The sequence below is a fragment of the Pseudoflavitalea sp. G-6-1-2 genome (assembly GCF_012927185.1).
Lineage (GTDB): Bacteria > Bacteroidota > Bacteroidia > Chitinophagales > Chitinophagaceae > Pseudobacter.
The window spans coordinates 156855-176603 of the sequence record NZ_JABBGB010000003.1; the positions used below are offsets into that span (position 1 = coordinate 156855).

The window sequence follows — 19749 nt, forward strand, 5'->3', positions numbered from 1 at the left end:
CAATGGCAAGTTTTATCATCAATACAAAAGCTGAACTGCTGAAAAGCAGGCGCACCCTGGCTTACAGAGTAGCATTCTTCGGAGGCATTTCGCTGCCGGTTCTGTATATGCTGGGATATATTCTTCGTCCGGATATCTTCACCAAAAGCCTCAGCCAGTTTCCATGGGAAGCACATCTGAAGAATTGCTGGGAGATAGGAGCCGCTTTCTTTCCGATGTTTGTTGTTATTCTTACCAGTCTGGTGGTTCAGACAGAATACAGGAACAACACCTGGAAGAACGTGTACACTCAGCCTCGTTCCAATGCGGATATTTTCTTTTCAAAATTTGTGGTGATACAATTGCTGCTGCTGGCTGCGCTGCTGCTGTTCGATCTGTCGCTACTGGCCACGGGTTACGTTTCCAATATGATACATGGTGCTTATGGCTTCTTTTCCATACCGCCCTCGTTCGATAAGATCATCCACATATCAACGCATATCTATCTCAGCTCGCTGGGGCTTGCTGCGCTGCAATACTGGCTCAGCCTGCGTTTCAAGAATTACATCACTTCGATGGGAATCGGCATTGGAATGACCATCGTGGTATTTATGATATTCCAGTGGAACAAATCCATTTACTTCCCGTATGCGCATCCATTGCTTACCTATTTTCTGGACAGCAAGAAAGAGCTGGTGTACTACGCGGGAGTTGCAAAGCACGAATGGTATTCCATCATCTATGCAGCAGTATTGTTGCCGCTTGGCTTCTGGAACATGGTTACAAGAAAGGAGCGTGGATAAGAACCCTAGAATGATTCGGTCTGGCTTCCGAGCCAGGCCATCATTCCCATGCCTGTTTCAATAGCGCTTTCATCGATATTGAAAGTTGGGGTATGCACACCGGATGTGATACCCTTTTCTGCATTCATTACGCCGAGGCGGTAGAAGCATCCGGGAATATGCTGGGTGTAGTAACCGAAATCTTCGGCACCCATTCTCACTTCAGTGGTTTCCACTCTTTCTTTTCCGATGAAGTTCTCTGCGAGTGCGCGGCCTACGGTGGTAAGCGCTTCGTTGTTGTACACAGAAGGATAGCCCACATCGATATGCAGATCGAGTTCGCCGCCCATGGCATGCACAAGACCGGTTGCCTGCTCACGGATCAGTTCATGCGCTTTGAAGCGCCACTCTTCGTCGAGTGCGCGGAAAGTGCCCATCAGCTTCACTTCGCTGGGGATCACATTGGTGGTATGGCCACCCTGTATGGAGCAAATGGATAATACAGATGGATAGAGCGGATTCTTGTTGCGGCTGATGATCTGCTGCAGACTCACTATCAGCTGCGATGCAATGAGAATGGTATCGGCAGTGAGATGCGGAGCAGCAGCGTGACCGCCTTTGCCTTTGATGGTGATATAGATCTCATCGGCGCTGGCCATTACCTGTCCGCCACGGAAACTCAGTTGTCCGATCTGCAGTTGCGGATGCACATGCAGACCATAAATAGCCTGCGGAGCAGGGTTTTCGAGTACGCCTTCTTTGATCAGCAGGCTTGCTCCGCCGGGATTGCGCTCTTCTCCGGGTTGGAAGATCAGCTTCACGGTTCCTTCCCACTCATTTTTCAGTTCATTCAAAATCTTCGCTGCGCCGAGCAGGCAGGTGGTATGTACATCGTGGCCGCAGGCATGCATCACGCCAGGGCGGGTTGATTTATAGGGAATGTCATTCTCTTCAAGAATAGGCAGTGCATCGATATCAGCACGGAGTGCAATTACTTTTTTAGCGGGATTCTTTCCTTCGATTATTCCTACCACACCGGTCTCTGCCATCACTTTGAAAGGAATGCCGTAAGAAGTGAGTTGTTGTTGAATGAATGCCGAAGTTTCAAACTCCTGGTAGCTGAGTTCAGGATTGGCATGCAGGTGATGCCTGATGTTGATGAATTCCGGTGCGTATGATTTTGCAAGGCTCTGGATCTTTTCTTTCAGCGTACTCATGGGTCAAAAATAGTGAGAAAACGATTTATTCCTGTTCTGTACTCTTGTCTGGATTTACTTCAATTACATCGCGCACGATATTTACGCCGGTAGGGAAATATGCTTTCAGTGCAGTGATATATTCTTCAGCTTCGCTCCGTTCTTTGAAGTTACCTACTTTCAGTTTGTAGAAGGGACTCTGATACATCAGGTATGCCTTCAGTTCGGGAAACTGCTGGTAGATGGTGTTCTTGGCGGTGAACGCTTTATTGCGGTCGTTGGTATTGATCACCAGAATGCGGTATCCGGGTGCGGAACGGCGCGCATTGCGGGTGGTGTATTCATTGATCTCGATCTGTTTTTTCACCAGCAGATCTATGCGTGCATCTTTGTGCACTACAACAGAACCGGTATCGCTTTGAGCCGATGCCGTGTATGCCATCATCATAATCAGTATTCCGCAAAATAGTTTCATACAGGAACGATTTACATGCTAAAGTACAACAATGTTTTAATAGCCCTCTGCGCCTTCCTCTTCCTTCACAATAGCCACGCTGGCACTGCATCCCAGCCTGTCGGCTCCGGCGCCGATCAGTTGTTTTGCAAACTGTGCGGTACGGATGCCTCCCGAAGCCTTGATCTTCACGGATGCGGGCAAATGCTCACGCATCAGCTGAACGGCTTCCACTGATGCGCCTTTTTCGGCATAACCGGTGGATGTTTTCAGAAAATCAACGCCCATGTTGCCGTACAGTTCACAACAGTGAATGATCTCCTCATTGGTGAGCACACCACTTTCGATGATCACTTTCAGTACACGGTCGTTCTTATGAGCAGCTTCTATAATATGTTTGGCTTCTCCTTCGAGATAGCTCCATGCTTTGTTCTTCAGCGCTACCAGATTGATCACCATATCCAGTTCGTCGGCTCCGTCTTCAATGGCCTGCTGCACTTCAAAAACCTTGGCTTTCGCTGCGGAGTAGCCGAATGGGAAACCTATTACTGTAGCCACTTTCACGGTACTCTGCTTCAGCATGGCCTTAGCATTCTTCACCAGTGGCGGAGGCAGGCAAACTGCTGCAAATCCATACGTAGCTGCTTCGTCGCACAAGTTCTTGCAGTCTTCTAACGTCATAACAGGCTTCAGAAGTGTGTGATCGATATAAGGTGCTATGTCCATGTATATTATTGACCGGTTAAACATTTTTTAACGCCTCAAAATTACTTCATTTGAGTAATTTGGGGTGATCATCTTTCAATACTAAAATTAACACTCATGAGAAAATCCGGGTTTTATCCGCCTGGGAAGCCATTCGTCTTTGTATGGCTCCTTTGTTTTTTTCACCTCGCCCTTACTGCACAAACTACTTTCCCCGTAAATGGGGTGGCTGATCTGAGGACCGGCCACTATGCTTTCACCAATGTAACGCTGGTGAAGGATGCTCAGACTACTATCGCCAATGCCACACTGGTAGTGCGTGATGGAAAGATCACTGCAGCCGGCAGTGGCGTTGCTGTTCCCGCAGATGCAACTGTTATCGATGGTAAAGGAAAATTCATCTATCCTTCCTTCATCGATATCTACAGCGATTACGGCATTGCTGCTCCGCAGCGTGCTGCAGGAGGATTCAACTTCTTTGGTCCTTCGCAGTTCGGCTCCAATCAGAAAGGCGCTTTCGGCTGGAACCAGGCCATCCGCTCCGACGTGGAAGGAGATAAACTCTTCAATGTGGATGATGCAAAAGCAAAATCACTCCGCGACCTCGGTTTCGGTACCGTGCTCACTCACCAGAAAGATGGTATTGCACGTGGTACGGGTACGGTTGTAACACTCGCCAACGAAAAAGAAAATCTGGTGATGCTGAAAGAAAAAGCTGCTGCTTTCTATTCGTTCAGCAAAGGTGTTTCAACGCAAAGTTATCCGGGTAGTCTCATGGGATCCATTGCACTGCTTCGTCAGACTTATATCGATGCAAACTGGTACAAGAGCAATCCCGAAAAAGAAGGGGTGAACCTTTCTCTGAAATCCTGGAATGCCATTCAGAGCCTTCCGCAGATCTTCGAAGCAAACGATAAATGGGCCGATCTCCGTGCATACCGCATTGGTAAGGAGTTTGGTGTTCAATACATCATCAAGGGCGGTGGCAACGAGTATCAGCGCATGAACGAGATCGCTGCTACCAAAGCCACCTACATCCTGCCATTGAACTATCCTGCAGCCATGGATGCCGATGATCCGAATGAGCTTCGCTTCACCGGTCTCGACGATCTCAAACATTGGGAACTGGCTCCCACCAATCCTGCTGCGCTGGAGAAAGCCGGTTTGAATTTCTGTATCACAACATCCGATCTTACGAGCCTCAGCGACTTCACCGCCAATCTGCGCAAAGCCATCGAGTATGGACTGTCAGAAGCAAAAGCGCTCGAAGCGCTCACCAAAACACCTGCCTCACTCTTAGGTGTATACGATAAGGTGGGAAGTCTGGAAGCCGGCAAAGTCGCCAACTTCCTCATCACTTCCGGTCCCATCTTCGATGCCAAAACTGTGATCCTTCAAAACTGGGTGCAAGGCAAGAAATATGCAGTGAAAGAAGAGAACTGGAACGATGTAAAAGGAACTTACAACTTCGCTGCTGGTTCTAAGAACTATACGCTCGAACTGAAAGATGGCGGTACTGCCAGCTTCATCAGCAAAGACACCCTGAGTGGAAAATATAGTTACGATGGCAAACTGGTGAAACTCAGCTTCACGGAAGGCCGCGGCCCCAAAACATCCGAAACAACCATGAGCGGTGTTGCCAGTGGCAATACATGGAGTGGTGCCGGTCGTGATGGAGCAGGCAATGCCTTTACCTGGACTGCCACCTACGTAAAAGCAGCAGAATCAAAACCTGACTCTGCCAAATCCAAACCTGCACTGGACCTGGGTAAAGTAACCTATCCATTCCTCGCATACGGATCAGAAGCGCCGCTTGCGCAGGAAACAATTCTCATCAAAAACGCCACCGTGTGGACAAGCGATCAGGCCGGCAAACTCGAAGGCACTGATGTACTCGTGAAGAACGGAAAGATCGCCGCCATCGGTAAGAATCTCTCCGATGCAGGCGCCCGCGTGATCGACGGAACAGGCAAACACCTCACCGCCGGCATCATCGATGAGCATTCGCATATCGCTGCGATGAGCATCAACGAAGGCGGACAAAGTGTAACATCCGAAGTTCGCATCGCAGACAACCTCAATCCCGAAGACATCAATATCTACCGTCAGCTGAGTGGTGGTGTTACAACTTCACATATTCTGCACGGATCGGCGAACACCATCGGTGGGCAAACACAGCTCATCAAACTGCGCTGGGGTGCCGATGATGAAGGACTGAAGTTCAAAGGAGCAGATCCTTTCATCAAATTCGCACTGGGCGAAAATGTGAAGCGTTCTCCATCACAACAGAACAATCGTTTCCCCGATACACGTATGGGCGTTGAGCAGGTATTGACAGATGCTTTCCAGCGTGCAGCCGATTATCAGGCCTCGATAAAAAAAGCAGGCGAAGCGCCTGTGATCAATGCAAAAAGCAAAAAAGAAGGAAACGCGAAACCGGGTAATCCATTCGATGTAGTTCATCGTGATCTCGAGCTGGATGCACTGGTAGAGATCATGAACAAAAAGCGATTCATCACCTGTCACTCTTATGTGCAGAGCGAGATCACATCCATTATGCGCGTAACGGAGAAATTCGGTTTCCCGATCAATACATTCACGCATATTCTTGAGGGTTATAAAGTAGCCGATAAGATGAAAGCACACGGTGCCAACGCTTCTACCTTCAGCGACTGGTGGCAGTACAAAATGGAAGTGGTGGATGCCATTCCACAGAATGCTTCTATCATGAGCAAGATGGGACTGAACGTGGCCATCAACTCTGATGATGCAGAAATGGCGCGCCGCCTCAATCAGGAAGCTGCCAAGAGCATCAAGTACGCCGGCATGAGTGAAGAAGATGCGTTGAAAATGGTTACCATCAATCCAGCCAAAATGCTGCATGTAGATGATAAAGTAGGAAGCATCAAAGTAGGCAAAGATGCCGATCTGGTGCTCTGGAACAACAACCCGCTCAGCATCTATGCAGTAGCTGAAAAAACAATCGTCGATGGAACAGTGTATTTCGATCGTGAGCGCGATGCACAAATGCGCAAATCGATCCAGGCTGAGAAAGCAAGACTGATCGCCAAACTCGCTGCCGCGAAGAAAGCAGCCGGTCCCGGTGGAGCAGCGCAATTCCAACGTGCAAGACCACGCATGGAGCTGATCCACACCTGCATGGATCACTATCACAGCCATGGTCTGCTCGCCATCGATGTAGACAATGTAAATGAATGATTGAAGTAACAAACAGAAAACTGACTCAAATGAAACGTTTCATATTATCAATAGGAGCTTTGATGTCGATACTTGCGCTCTCTGCACAGGAGACCGTGTATCCGGCTGCGGCTCAAACCGAGACCTTCGCGCTCACCAATGCAGTAGTGCATGTGGGCAATGGTCAGGTGATCGAAAACGGAATGGTGGTAGTGAGCGGAGGGAAGATCGTAGACGTTCGACCCAATGCAGCCATCATGGATGTGAAGATCATCGACTGCAAAGGAAAGCATGTGTATCCCGGATTGATACTCTCATCATCACAACTCGGTCTGGTAGAAGTAGGCAGTGTTCGTGCAACAGTTGATGCTACTGAACTGGGAGAACTCAATCCGAATATCAGGTCCATCGTTGCTTACAACACAGATTCGAAAGTTACCAATACGCTTCGCACCAATGGCATATTGCTGGCGAACATTGTTCCGCAGGGTGGACTGATCTCCGGATCATCTTCCGTAGTTCAGCTCGATGCCTGGAACTGGGAAGATGCTATCGTAGCAGCAGACAACAACATTCATTTCAGAATGCCTTCGCTGCTCAACAGAAGAGGAGGAGGGCGTGGATTCAATTTCGGGCAGCAACCTGCGGGCGATCCCGTAAAACGTGGACTGGAGCAGATCGATCAGGTGAAAGCTTTCTTCCGCGAAGCGAAAGCCTATCTCGCAGAAAGCAAACACGAAGCCACCAATCTGAAATTCGAATCGGTACGCGGACTCTTCAATAAATCGAAGAAACTTTTCGTTCACTGCGACATCGTGAAAGAAATGCTCATCGCCATCGACTTCGCCAAAGAGTTCGGATTTGAAGTAGTGCTCGTTGGTGCCGGAGATAGCTGGCAGATCGCCGACATTCTCAAACAGAACAATATTGCAGTAGTGCTGAATCAGCTGCACGATCTTCCGGTAATGGCCGATGATGATGTGGATCAGCCATTCAAAACTCCTTCACTGCTTCAGAAAGCAGGTGTGCTGTTCTCCATCAATGACGATGATGGCAATACCCGTCAGCGCAATCTTGCCTTCAATGCAGGCACTGCCGCGGCTTATGGCCTCACTAAAGAAGAAGCGCTTTCTGCCATCACGCTGAATGCAGCGAAGATCCTTGGTGTGGCCGATAAGACCGGTTCACTCGAAAAAGGAAAAGACGCCAATATTCTCGTGAGCACAGGCGATCTGCTCGATATGAGCGGCAACGTAATCGAACATGCGTTTATCGGTGGAAGAAAAATTGAGCTCACAGATAAGCACAAACAGTTATACGAAAGATACAAGTATAAGTATGGTATCAAATAGGTGATTGACATACTTATTGCGATGGGGCAGGCCGGGAGGTCTGCCTCTTTTTTTGTGCTTACTTCTTCCTTTTCGTTTCCTTCTTTTTTACCAGATGATTGTAAGCCGCGTCCATGGCTTCTTTCGCCACATCCTTTTTTACTTTCTTCAGGTCTATCCAGGTGTAACCTTTTCTTCCCCATGCGCCGGGACAGGGAGAGAAGGATGCAGGATCGAATTTGATGTACACATATTGATCTTCGGGAGTGAGGGCGATCATGCCGATGTTTTTGTCTTCACTCAGCGTAGCGAACACGGATTTCCCGATCCGGAAACTGGCTTTTTCGAAGTGCGGAAGTTCTGCAACATCCGGCAGGGACATGGCCATTTGCCGGAAAGTTTTGGAGCTGATCATGAAGGCTAGGTTTGTTACAAGTTACTAAATCAATCAAATTGATTACCTTAAAGGACCATTACGACTGAAATTATAGCTATGAGACCCATTAAAAACATTGAAAAGATCACTGAGCTGTACTCAGACTGGAAGCCTGCTCAGGCCGCTTTCATCAAATCAATTGAATGGAGCCCCGGCCAGTTGATCATCTGCTTTTATTACCGTGTAGGCAATGCTTCTGTTGGCTGGACGGACTCATTGCAGGAGCTCTATGAGCTTACCTTCCTTTTCAGAAATCTCTCCGAAGTGCATATCAATCTTGGGTCGAATCAGTTTATTCAGATCACGGGGTTCGACATTTTCGATATTGCGGACCGTGGGCTGGAGAAACTGAATTATCAGGTAGCGGATTATGAGGCAGGCAAGCTGGATTTCTGTTGTGAAGAGATAGAAGTGGTAAGTGTAACAGAGCCGGAGATGATCATGCTTTGATTACAACACTATTGCATTAAACATATTGGCACATCTTATGCCTGCTGATGCAGAGAAAGTATCAGCACTCTATATTCCTGCTATTATTTTATTCAGCCTGCAATGTTTTTTTCCCTAGTTTGCAATACCTAAACTAAAGTTGCTGCGCTATTGGCACTGACTACCTCATACCAGGAAAAGGAACTGCTGCATCTGATCAGTCAGGGAGATGAACAGGCTTTCGGGCAGTTGTTCTATCAGTACATTCCACTGCTGCAGCCTTATCTGCTGGATATGCTTAAATCCAGGCAGGCAGTAGAGGACGCCATTCAAAATACTTTCATTCGAATCTGGTTGCAACGGGATAAACTTCCCGAAGTGGAGTATCCGCGCACATGGATCACCCGCATCGCCGTCAATGAATGCCTCAACATATTGCGGCGGAAGAAAACCGAAAAAGCAGTGCTGCACAAATTGCAGGAAACAGCCTCCCTCTCATCGGCATCTGAAACCGATATCCAATTCAATCAAACAAAACAGCTGGTACAACAGGCAATCGATCTCCTTTCGCCACAAAGAAAAAAGATCTATGAAATGAGCCGACTTCAGGGCCGGTCTGTTTCCGAGATCGCGGAAGAACTGGGTTTGTCTGTTCAGACAGTCAAAAATACGCTCGGCATTAGCCTCGATCAGATCCGGGGGCATCTGAAAAAAAACGGCATAACCTTACCTGCAGTGATTTTCTGGGCATTTTTGGATTTTTTTTAAAACCTGATGGTACTTTCCTTATTCCTGTGCTTCTATTCATAACCATATGCAGCAAAACAGGATCAAACAATTATTGCACAGCTACAAGTCTGGTGAACTTTCAGCAACAGATCAGTCTGATTGGGACTTGCTGATAGGGTCTGCTGATTTCAGGCAACAGTTGCAGCAACTGATGGAAGATGAAATGCTGCAGGTTGAGAAATCGGGTGATGTTGATATGATTCAATGGAAACCTGTACTGGAGCGGATCCTGCAGATAGATCAGCCTGTACTCTCCGAACCGCCTGTTATAGTTCAACCGCGTATTCGTTCTATGCGCAGATGGATCTGGCCGGCAGCGGCCGCACTGGTGCTGCTGTTTGGCGCTGCTTATTATCTCTGGACGAAAAATGCTGCTGAAGACCCATCGAAAATAGTAAAGTCGTTGCAGGAGATCGAGGCCGGTAAAGAAGGCGCTGTACTTACACTTGCAGACGGCAGAAAAGTAGTGCTGGATAGTCTGGCAAATGGTATCATCGCCATGGAAGAGGGTGCTCAGGTAACATTGCAGAACGGCGCCCTGCAATACGCACAGATCGGATCTGAGAAAAAAGAACCGCAATACAATATCATGACCACACCTCGCGGAAGGCAATTCAGAATTGTGCTTCCCGATGGAACAGAAGTGTGGTTGAATGCAGAAAGTTCCATCAGCTTTCCGGTTGAATTCAATGCAACTGAACGGAGGGTGGAAATTACCGGCGAAGCTTTCTTTCATGTGAAAAGCCTTAACCTGCCTGCATTCAACGGAAGGCCAGCCATTAAAGTTCCTTTTGTAGTGAATGTAAACAGGCAGCTGGATATTGAAGTGCTGGGCACTCAATTCAATGTGAATGCATACACAAATGAAAAAGCCATCAAGGCAACATTAACTGAAGGGGTGGTTCGGGTGCGAACACCAGACAGGGCAGGCGAGGTTTCTCAAACCGCCATGCTGATGCCGGGCCAACTGGCTGCTGTGAATAACGGAAGCAATCAGATTCTGGTACAGGATGCCGATCTGGAAAAAGTAATGGCATGGAGAAACGGTCTCTTCAATTTTGAAAATGTAAGTCTTGCTGATGCGATGTTTCAGCTGGAACGGTGGTACAATATCGATGTAGAATACGAAAACGGAATTCCTGATATCTGGTTCTCCGGTAAGATCAGCAGAGAAACCAGTCTCGCAGGACTTCTGAAAATACTGGAAAAAACCGGAGTGCAATTCCGGCTCAACGGAAGAAAACTGACTGTGCTCAGGGATCACTAATTGCCTTATCTGCGATCATTAACCATATCTGCGTTTATCACAACCTTTCCTGTAGATCGGCACAAAAAAGCCGGAAGTGATTGCAACACATCCGGCTAAGTTTTGAAGTTGATCAGAAAAGAATCCTGTTCATTAATTCTCAACTCCCGCCTGGTTAAGTGCAGGCGGCAAAACTGATGCAATTTATGCTAAAAACCGCAAACCGGCCACAACCCGGAAAGGCACTGCATTGTAGTGTGCGTAAGGGTTCCCGGCTCCTGACCAAACTACTGCTTGTTATGAAGCTGACTATCGTCTTACTCACCACAATGCTCACCTGTGCTTATGCCACCGGACTTTCACAGTCAGTAACTTTTACAGGAAAGGAAGTTCCGCTGAAACAGGTATTTGCCGTTATTGAAAATCAAACCGGCTATGTGGTGTTCCTTAACAGGGATATACTGAATGATGCAAAGCCTGTAACCATTGCAGCAAAACAAATGCCCCTCGCTGAATTTCTCAGCGCCGTACTGAAAGAACAACCTTTCGATTTTCTGATTGAAGGAAAAACAATTGTGCTTTCTCCCAAAAAAATAATTCCGCCCGCAATTCTATTGTTCGACCCTCCGGGCAGGGATGTTTCGGGATTTGTGTATGATGCAAAAACAAGTGCACCGATCCGCGGCGTGAACATTTCTGTGAACGGCACCAATAAAGCCACCCAGTCTGATGAACGGGGGAACTTTATGCTGAAAAATATCGAAGGAGACATATCCATCACGCTCACTTCTATCGGATATGAAAAACAAATTGTAAAGGTAACGGATAAGAACAGCCGTATTCTGGTTGCACTGAGAATGGCTACCAGCGAACTCGATCAGGCAGTGGTGCAGGCATACGGCATTACCAGCAAACGTCTTTCAACCGGAAATATAGTAAAGGTTACCGGAGAAGAAATCCGCAGGCAACCTGTGATGAATCCAATGGCGGCATTGCAGGGAAAAGTGCCGGGGCTGGAGCTTTCCTATCTCACCGGCAATGCCAGCTCTCCCATTAAAATTCAGATACGGGGCCGCAATTCCATCAACAGCAATGTGGTTACCGAGCCGCTTTACGTGATCGATGGAATTCCGCAGACTGTGCTTGAGTCGGGCATCATCACAAACAACAGATTTGGAGTATCGCAGGGATATATTCAGAATGGGATCTCTTACACACAGGGCCAGAGTCCATTCTTCAATATCAATCCCAAAGACATAGAAAGTATAGAAGTATTGAAAGATGCAGATGCAACGGCCATCTACGGCTCTCGTGCAGCCAACGGCGTAATATTGATCACTACCAAAAAAGCGCAGGCCGGAAGAACTGCTTTTGATGTGAGCATTCAGCAGGGAGTAGTAACTGTTCCCCGCTATCCCCGCATGATGTCGCTAAGGGAATACATCGATATGCGGTACGAAGCGTTCCGCAATGATGGCATCACACCTACGGTAGACAATGCACCGGACCTGCTTGTTTGGGATACCACCCGCTCTACCAACTGGATCAGGCAATTGCTACGAACCGGCAACAATACAGATATTGGTGCAACACTTTCCGGTGGTGATATGCGTACGAGTTTCAGACTGAGTTCGGGGTATACTGAGCAACGGGATCTTAATACCAGAACCGGCGGCAACAAGCGGGGAACGCTTCACCTGAATGTGAAACATGCTACCCTGAATCAGAAACTCACCATCAGTCTGATGGCAGCTTATGCTTCTACCAAAGTAGATGCCATCAGTGATCCGGTATCGGGATATACCACTGCTCCCAATGCGCCTCCCATCTTCGATGAATCCGGTAAGCTCAACTATAAGGGTTACAACCCCAATCCCAATATCAACAATTTCACGTTCGATTATATTCTCAAACCCAATATTCAGAAAACAAATAGTCTTAACAGCAATCTTACCATCAATTATACTTTGTTCAAAGGGCTGATACTTACCGGAAGTTTCAACTACCAGAATATGAACAATACCAATGATATTTTTCAACCGGTAGCATCGCAGGATCCTAACTCGTCGCCCAGAGCCATCGCTATTTTCGGCAATACCAAAAACAGCAACGTTGCTTTTGAACCCCAGATAAACTATACACGCGCCATTTCCAAAGGCAGGCTCTCTGTAATGCTGGCAGGCACTTTGCAAAAAACAAGTACCAATACCACAAACATCACCGGGTTAGGTTTTCCCAATGATGATCAGATGAAGAGCATCAGCCTTGCACAGGCGGTAGCAGCTACCAATACACAGTTCGATTTCAAATACGCCGCCGTTTTTTCCCGCATCAATTTTAACTGGGATCAGAAATACATCCTGAACCTGCAGATGAGACGCGACGGATCTTCGCGTTTCGCTCCCGGCAGTCAGTACGGCAACTTCGGATCAATAGGTGCATCGTGGATTGCATCCGAAGAGGAGTGGATGAAAAGAATGCTGCCATCATGGTTCAGCTTCATCAAACTGAGAATGAGTTATGGTATCACCGGAAGCGATAATGTAGGCAACTATGAATACCTCGCCCGATACGGAACGCTGCAACAGGGAAGTACCACCAGAATGTTCCCTTATGGCGATGTGCAACCTTATGTGTCGGTTGTTCCGGTGAACCAGCAATATCGCTGGGAAGAGCTGCGTTCGCTCGATGCGGGGATCAATCTTGGCTTTTGGGACGACAGGATCAGTGTAGACTTCACTTACGTACGCAAGCGATCAGGCAATCAGCTTACACAGCTGCCCACACCTTCTTACACCGGCTTCAATCTGGTGAGGGCCAACTGGGGAGCTACTGTTCAGAATAAGGGCATAGAAGCAGCAATGAGAATAGATGTAATAAAGAAAAAGAACCTGCTCCTTGCGCTCAATGCCAATATCACCAGAAATACAAACAAGCTCATCGCTTATCCCGGACTCGAAAATTCTCCTTTTGCCAACAGGCTGAAACTGGGAACCTCGCTGAATATGCAGTATGTAAAACGGGTAACTGGTGTTGATCCTCTTACCGGCGAAATCAGTTTTGAAGACTACAATAAAGATGGTGTTATCACTACCAATACAAATGTTTTTCCGGGTACAGGAAATGATGATAACTATGTGGGCTACGATGTGAGTCCGGATTTCTTTGGAGGATTTGGTGCTGATCTCACCTGGAAGAATTTCGGCCTGTCCATGCAGTTCAATTACTCCAAACAGCTGTCCCCGCCAGTAGGCACCGGCCTCAGTATTGGAAGAATGGCCAATCTGATTCTGCCGGATGATCTGCTGACCAATCACTGGCGTAAACCCGGCGATATTTCCCGATATCCCAAATTCACCACCATCGGCGACAACAGGGGAGCCGAGTATGTGAGCAGTTCCTATCTCCGGCTGAATGCTGTTCAGATCAGTTACGCCATGCCGGAAAAACTCACGAAGAAGGCTGGTCTGAAGGGCTGCAATTTTTCATTGAACATATCCAACCTCTTTACCATAACAAGTTATGGAGCCGATCCTTCCGTTCTTTCAGGATCATTCAATCCTATTCCCAGAATAATAGTTGGAAGAATAAACTTCACATTGTAAACAAGAGCAATATGCGCAACACCAATCAAAATATATGCTTCACTGCCATTTGCGTACTGCTTGCAGTAATGATGGCTTCCTGCAAAAAATTGGTCACTGTAGACGATCCGGTCGACACCATCACTGCAGACAAGATGTTCAGAACTGAACCACAGGCCGAAGGAGCGCTCGCAGGCATCTACTATGAAATGATCAATGGCACCGGTACAAATACAACCGGCAATAATATGTTCCTGAATTCTTTTGCATCGGGGCTTTCAACCTATGCAGGCGGACTTTCCGCCGATGAGTTCAATGTGAGCTCAGTAAGTGTGCCTGCCTATGCATTAGCTTCCAACAAGCTCACATTGCTGAACAGCAGTCTTTCAGGCAGCATCTGGAGTTCAGCCTATAAAGCCATCTATGATGCCAACTCGGTTATCGAAGGTATTGCAGGCGCCAGGAACTCTTTAATCAGAGACAGTGTAAAGAAACAATACACTGCCGAAGCAAAATTCCTCCGCGCATTTTCTTATTTCTATCTGGTGAACTTCTTTGGTGACCTGCCAATCACATTAACGGTAGATTTCAATCAGGTGATCAATATCAGAAGGTCTCCCGTTGCGGCTGTGTATGCTCAGATACTGAGAGATCTGGAAGATGCAGAACGCGACCTGCCTGATGATTATGCCGCAGGGAAAAACGCAAGGATACGGGCCAATAAATGGGTAGCAAAGGCAATGCTGGCAAAAGTGTATCTGTATATGAACAATCATGCACAGGCAGCTGCCAAAGCATCGGAGATCATTGCAGAGACAAGCCTCTTCGGTCTCGAACCATTGAACAGAGTATTTCTCGCAGACAGCAAAGAAGCCATCTTTCAGTTTCAGCAAACCAATCAGACAAGCATTGTCAAAAATGCTACCGCAGCCGGTGCTTTCTTTATTCCCATTAATCCGTTTAAAGATAATGCCAGCGTATGGCTCACGGATCAACTGATCAGTGCGTTTGAGCCGGGTGATCAGCGATGGGAAGTGTGGGCAGACAGCACCATGCAAACCAGCAGCGGACTGAATATGAAAGTTTGGTATCCTGCCAAATATAAAACGGGCAGGCATAACGGAGTAGCAAAAGCGCCTTCTCCTGAATTCAGCATGGTGCTGAGATTGGCAGAGATCTATCTCATCAGGGCTGAGGCAAGAGTAAACGGTGCAGATGGCGGACCAGCAAACGCCATTGCAGATCTCAATGCCATCCGGTTCAGAACAGGCTTGCCGGATTATCCGCTTTCGCTCGGCGTAAATGAAATTAAAGATGCAGTGGCGCATGAACGACAGATCGAATTGTTTGCAGAATGGGGTAACCGCTGGTTCGATCTCAAACGCAATAGCAATGCCAGCGCTGTACTGAGCAATATGCCGTCCAAGCAACCATGGGAAGGCGATTATCAATTGCTGTATCCCATACCTGTGCGGGAGATCGAAGCCAACACGAATATTCTTCAAAACACCGGCTATATCAGATAGCCGGAAAGCATTTCATCATTCAAATGATTCTAATGAAACGTATCATAATTGCAGCAATGCTGATCATGCTGGTTACCGCATGTAAAAAAGAGGAAGTGGTCCGTCCGGGTTCGGCTTCTCTCATGATCTTCCATGGTGTTGCAGGAGGCAATACTTTACATACCGTTTACTCAACAACTGCTCCTGCGGAATTCAGTACCACCAACAAAATTGTTTATGGCAGCTTCAGTCCCGGTTCAAATCTTCAAAGCGTGATTGCCGGAAGTTCGCCGCTGGCGCTTTACCATTCGCCGGATACCCTGCCGAAAAGCGCACCTCTTTTCAAGCTCAATCTCGATCTGCAGACAGGTTCAATGCAGAGCCTTTTTCTGGCCGGTACTCCCGAAGCTCCTGAATATGCATTGGTAAAAGATGAGCCGCTGTTCTTCCAGGGTGGGGACAGTGCAATGGGCATCCGGTTCGTGAATCTGATGCCAGACAAAATTCCGGTGAGCATCAATCTGCAGTCGGCATCGCCCGGCTCAGAAGTAGCCGAACTTCCCTACAAAGGAGCAACAGCCTTCAAAAAATATGACGTGAAGATGGATATCGCTGATTATGTTTTCGAATTCCGGGATGTAGCCACTGGCACACTTATTCAGAAGATCACCACTGAAAAGATTGCCAATAATGGTAAGCTAACGCCCAATGCATGGATCTATAAAAATTTTGCATTCGCATTGGTGGGAAAGATGGGGGCAACCGGAGCGCTTGCTCCTAAAGTGGTAAGGATCCCCTATGCGCGTGTGTTTTAATTATTGTACAAAGAAGTAAATGAATGGTATGAGCATATTAAAAATCGAAAATCTTTCTCACAGATACAGTACTTCCTGGGCAATCAGGGATATCAACCTCGAAATAAACCAGACCGGAGTGATAGGTTTGCTTGGTTCTAACGGAGCCGGCAAGTCGACCACCATGAACATCATCTGTGGTGTACTCAATCAAAGTGAAGGGAATGTATTCATCGATGGATTGGATACAAGAATTCAGCCGGAGGCAGCGAAAACAAGGCTTGGCTTTCTTCCGCAAAATCCGCCGGTTTACACTGATCTTACCGTAGATGAATACCTTGTGTATTGCGCAGAACTCCGGTTGATCGGCGATCGCAGTATCAAAAGCGCTGTTGAAGAAGCAAAGGAAAGATGCCAGATCACGCATTTCGGCAGCAGGCTGATCAAAAATCTGTCGGGAGGATATCGTCAGCGTGTAGGAATTGCACAGGCCATCATCCACAAACCCAGGCTGGTAGTGATGGACGAACCAACCAATGGCCTCGACCCCAATCAACTCATAGAGGTAAGAAAACTGATCAGAGAAATTGCGCAGAACAGTACTGTGTTACTTTCTTCTCATGTAATGAGCGAAATTCATCTGCTCTGTCGCGAAGTGGTGATGATCGAAGGAGGCCGTATCATTTTCTCCGACACCATGGAAGCATTCAACAATTACATGCAGGCCAGCAGTATTGTGATGAGTATGGAAAATCCACCTTCCATCGCTGAGCTGGAAGCCATCAAAGGCAGTACCAAAGCCGAGTTTCTTACCGATAAAAAAATTCGTTTATACTTCAACGGTGATCAGGAGATCACCGAAAGGATCATCGCGGCCAGCATGGAAAACGGATGGCATCTGCGCGAGATAAACTTCGAAAAAGGACTGCTTGAAGATGTGTTCAGGCAGCTATCTACTCAATCCTACTAAAAATACTGACATATGAAACTGATCCTGAAGATCTCCCGGACGGAACTCCGGAATCTGTTCTATTCCCCTGTAGCATGGTTTCTGTTCATTGCATTTCTGATACAATCTGCTTTTTTCTATTGCAGGGTAGTGCAGGAACTGGCCAAATGGCAAACACTGTCGTTGCAAAACAGCCCGGATTTTGAAGGCTTCAACCGTTCACTTACTCAGCTGGTATTTCTTAATCCGGATGGTATCTATTCCAATGCCATCAGCAACCTGTATCTCTTTCTGCCATTGCTCACTATGGGCATCATCAGCAGAGAGATCAACAATGATACCATCAAACTGCTGTATTCTTCTCCGGTGAAAACACGGCAGGTAGTGCTGGGGAAATTCTTAGCCCTTATGATCTTCAATCTGCTGCTGATTGCAGTGCTGGGTATTTTTATGTTCATGGGATTCCTGAATATCAAAAATGTTGATAGCGGAATATTGTTGTCTGCCACACTTGGTTTTTACCTGCTGATCTGTGCATTCGGAGCTATCGGGATGTTTATGAGCAGCCTTACCAATTACCAGATCGTAAGTGCCATCGGAACATTCCTCGTTATTTTTATTTTGAACAGAATCAGTGGCCTCTGGCAACAGTATGATGTGGTGCGTGACCTCACTTATTTTTTATCGATGAGATCCAGAGCAGTAAAAATGCTGGCAGGGCTGATCACTTCTGCCGATGTGATTTACTATATGCTCATCACCAGCATGTTCCTGTGCTTTACACTAATAAAGTTGAAAGGAGCCCGTGCAACCATTCCATGGTACCGGAAAGCGTTTCGTTATTGTGCGGTTATTGCAGCTGTTCTGCTGATCGGATATGTAAGCTCCAGACCCGGAACGATCCTGTACTGGGATACAACCCATGATAAATTACTTACCATTCATCCCAATACGCAGCAGGTGATCAGCGAGTTTGAAAAAGGCGAACCGCTGGAAGTAACGCTCTACAGCAATCTGCTGGATGGAGTTTATTCCAGAACCTCACCAGCTGCCAGAAACGATTATATGTGGAGGTTATGGGAAAAATACCTGCGATTTAAACCCGATATCAAATTCAGGTATGTCTACTATTATGATGTGATGGATGGCGATAGCCTTCTTTTCAAACGATACCCCAAAAAGTCGCTGAAGGAAATTGCTGAGATACAGGCCGAAGGAAATGAAACAGAGCTTTCCCGCTTTAAAACTCCTGATGAGATCAGAAAGCTCATCGATCTTTCTCCTGAAAACAAACGCGCTGTAATGCAGCTGAAATACAAAGGCAGAACCACCTGGCTGCGAACATTTCCAGATACCGACTTCTGGCCAAATGAAATGAATGTATCTGCTGCATTCAAAAGGCTGCAGATGAAAGAAATGCCACGGGTGCTGTACACAACAGGCAATCTTGAACGCGATATCTATAAGGGAGGAGAAAGGGAATTCATGACGCATTCGATCAATAAGATCAACAGAAATTCCCTGATCAATCTGGGATTTGATGCAGATACTATTTCAGTTGATCTGCGTGATATCCCGGCCGGTATTTCCAGTCTTGTTGTAGCAGATCCAAAAACAACACTGAGCGCTTTGAAAGAAGAAAGGATCAGCAGGTATCTGCAAAATGGGGGCAACGCTTATATTATGGGTGAACCCGGTAAACAGGAAATGCTGAATCCATTGCTGGCCGGCATCGGTGTAAAACTAGAAGAGGGTACACTGGTGCAGGTGAGCAGACACGAAATGCCACATATGCTGAATACCTGCTTCAGACCCGACCTTTATTTCATGGCCGATGCACCGGGTTATGCCAAACTGCGCAGCAGAATGAATAATCCTAAATACAGGGATACCGTAAAAGCGATGACGCCCGGCGCAGTGGAAGTGCAGCCAACCGGACAAACAGATTTTACGTTCAAGCCGTTGCTGGTTACTTTAAGCGGAACATTCAATAAAATGGGCCGCCTGGTAACAGATTCTGTGGCGCCGGTATTCAATGCAGCCGGTGGCGATATTCAAAAAACGCCTTTCACTGTTTTTGCATCAGTTACCAGAAAACTGACAGATAAAGAACAACGTATCCTTGTAGCCGGAGATGCAGACTACCTGAGCAATGTAAGAGTAGCTGGCAATATGATTCCTGTTTCATTTTTCAGTTGGATGGACCATAACAAATTTCCTGTGTATACACCCCGGCCCGACCCCATCGATCAACTGTTCACTGTATCGGGCAAAGCAGCAAAAGTGCAATCGGTATTCTTTATCTGGGTATTGCCTGCAGTGCTTTTATTGCTTGGTTCCATTATCCTGATCCGTAGAAAAAGAAAATAAAA

General features: G+C 47.0%; 15 protein-coding genes. 11 read left to right on the top strand and 4 right to left on the bottom strand.

Going from position 1 to position 19749, the window contains the following annotated elements; all coding sequences use genetic code 11:
* The first annotated feature begins 2 nt into the window (after positions 1–2).
* Entirely contained in the window at positions 3–782 is a 780-nt protein-coding gene (locus tag HHL16_RS17920) for an ABC transporter permease (RefSeq protein WP_169426705.1), read from the top strand.
* A 5-nt stretch (positions 783–787) separates the two neighbouring features.
* Here HHL16_RS17920 and HHL16_RS17925 read toward each other — a convergent pair whose 3' ends face one another.
* From HHL16_RS17925 to deoC, 3 genes are read right to left on the bottom strand one after another with little or no spacing between them, the layout of a single operon-like run.
* Complete coding sequence (locus tag HHL16_RS17925; protein WP_169426706.1) at positions 788–1978, bottom strand: M20 family metallopeptidase; 1191 nt, start codon at positions 1976–1978, stop codon at positions 788–790.
* 25 nt (positions 1979–2003) lie between these two features.
* On the bottom strand, positions 2004–2432 hold the full coding sequence (locus tag HHL16_RS17930) for an SPOR domain-containing protein (protein WP_169426708.1): 429 nt from the start codon (positions 2430–2432) through the stop codon (positions 2004–2006).
* A gap of 36 nt (positions 2433–2468) precedes the next feature.
* Positions 2469–3137 (bottom strand): deoxyribose-phosphate aldolase, encoded by a 669-nt coding sequence (deoC, locus tag HHL16_RS17935; RefSeq protein ID WP_169426709.1) that lies wholly within the window; start codon positions 3135–3137, stop codon positions 2469–2471.
* 96 nt (positions 3138–3233) lie between these two features.
* On the opposite strand from deoC, the gene HHL16_RS17940 reads away from it, so the two are divergent.
* Positions 3234–6335, top strand: coding sequence for an amidohydrolase family protein (locus HHL16_RS17940; protein ID WP_169426711.1), 3102 nt, complete (start codon positions 3234–3236; stop codon positions 6333–6335).
* Between the two features lie 29 nt (positions 6336–6364).
* Positions 6365–7666: an amidohydrolase family protein gene (locus HHL16_RS17945; protein ID WP_169426712.1), complete on the top strand. Its 1302-nt coding sequence runs from the start codon at positions 6365–6367 to the stop codon at positions 7664–7666.
* A 58-nt stretch (positions 7667–7724) separates the two neighbouring features.
* On the opposite strand, the gene HHL16_RS17950 is transcribed toward HHL16_RS17945, so the two are convergent.
* Positions 7725–8060: an MmcQ/YjbR family DNA-binding protein gene (locus HHL16_RS17950; protein ID WP_169426714.1), complete on the bottom strand. Its 336-nt coding sequence runs from the start codon at positions 8058–8060 to the stop codon at positions 7725–7727.
* 78 nt (positions 8061–8138) lie between these two features.
* On the opposite strand from HHL16_RS17950, the gene HHL16_RS17955 reads away from it, so the two are divergent.
* The 8 genes from HHL16_RS17955 (at position 8139) to HHL16_RS17990 (ending at position 19747) form a co-directional block, all read left to right on the top strand.
* Positions 8139–8531, top strand: coding sequence for a hypothetical protein (locus HHL16_RS17955; RefSeq protein ID WP_169426716.1), 393 nt, complete (start codon positions 8139–8141; stop codon positions 8529–8531).
* Between the two features lie 150 nt (positions 8532–8681).
* Positions 8682–9278 carry a sigma-70 family RNA polymerase sigma factor gene (locus HHL16_RS17960; RefSeq protein WP_169426718.1) on the top strand — a complete coding sequence of 199 codons (597 nt, stop codon included), beginning with the start codon at positions 8682–8684 and terminating at the stop codon, positions 9276–9278.
* Positions 9279–9324: 46 nt separating this feature from the next.
* Entirely contained in the window at positions 9325–10566 is a 1242-nt protein-coding gene (locus tag HHL16_RS17965) for a FecR family protein (protein ID WP_169426720.1), read from the top strand.
* A gap of 278 nt (positions 10567–10844) precedes the next feature.
* The gene (locus HHL16_RS17970; RefSeq protein WP_169426722.1) at positions 10845–14150 is read left to right on the top strand and encodes a SusC/RagA family TonB-linked outer membrane protein; all 3306 of its coding nucleotides are present in this window, start codon (positions 10845–10847) and stop codon (positions 14148–14150) included.
* Positions 14151–14161: 11 nt separating this feature from the next.
* Positions 14162–15655 (top strand): RagB/SusD family nutrient uptake outer membrane protein, encoded by a 1494-nt coding sequence (locus tag HHL16_RS17975; RefSeq protein ID WP_169426724.1) that lies wholly within the window; start codon positions 14162–14164, stop codon positions 15653–15655.
* A gap of 32 nt (positions 15656–15687) precedes the next feature.
* Positions 15688–16449 carry a hypothetical protein gene (locus tag HHL16_RS17980; protein ID WP_169426725.1) on the top strand — a complete coding sequence of 254 codons (762 nt, stop codon included), beginning with the start codon at positions 15688–15690 and terminating at the stop codon, positions 16447–16449.
* 28 nt (positions 16450–16477) lie between these two features.
* A complete protein-coding gene (locus HHL16_RS17985; RefSeq protein WP_240966261.1) occupies positions 16478–17398 on the top strand; it encodes an ABC transporter ATP-binding protein in 921 nt (306 codons plus the stop codon).
* A 12-nt stretch (positions 17399–17410) separates the two neighbouring features.
* Complete coding sequence (locus tag HHL16_RS17990; RefSeq protein ID WP_169426729.1) at positions 17411–19747, top strand: Gldg family protein; 2337 nt, start codon at positions 17411–17413, stop codon at positions 19745–19747.
* Positions 19748–19749: the final 2 nt, after the last annotated feature.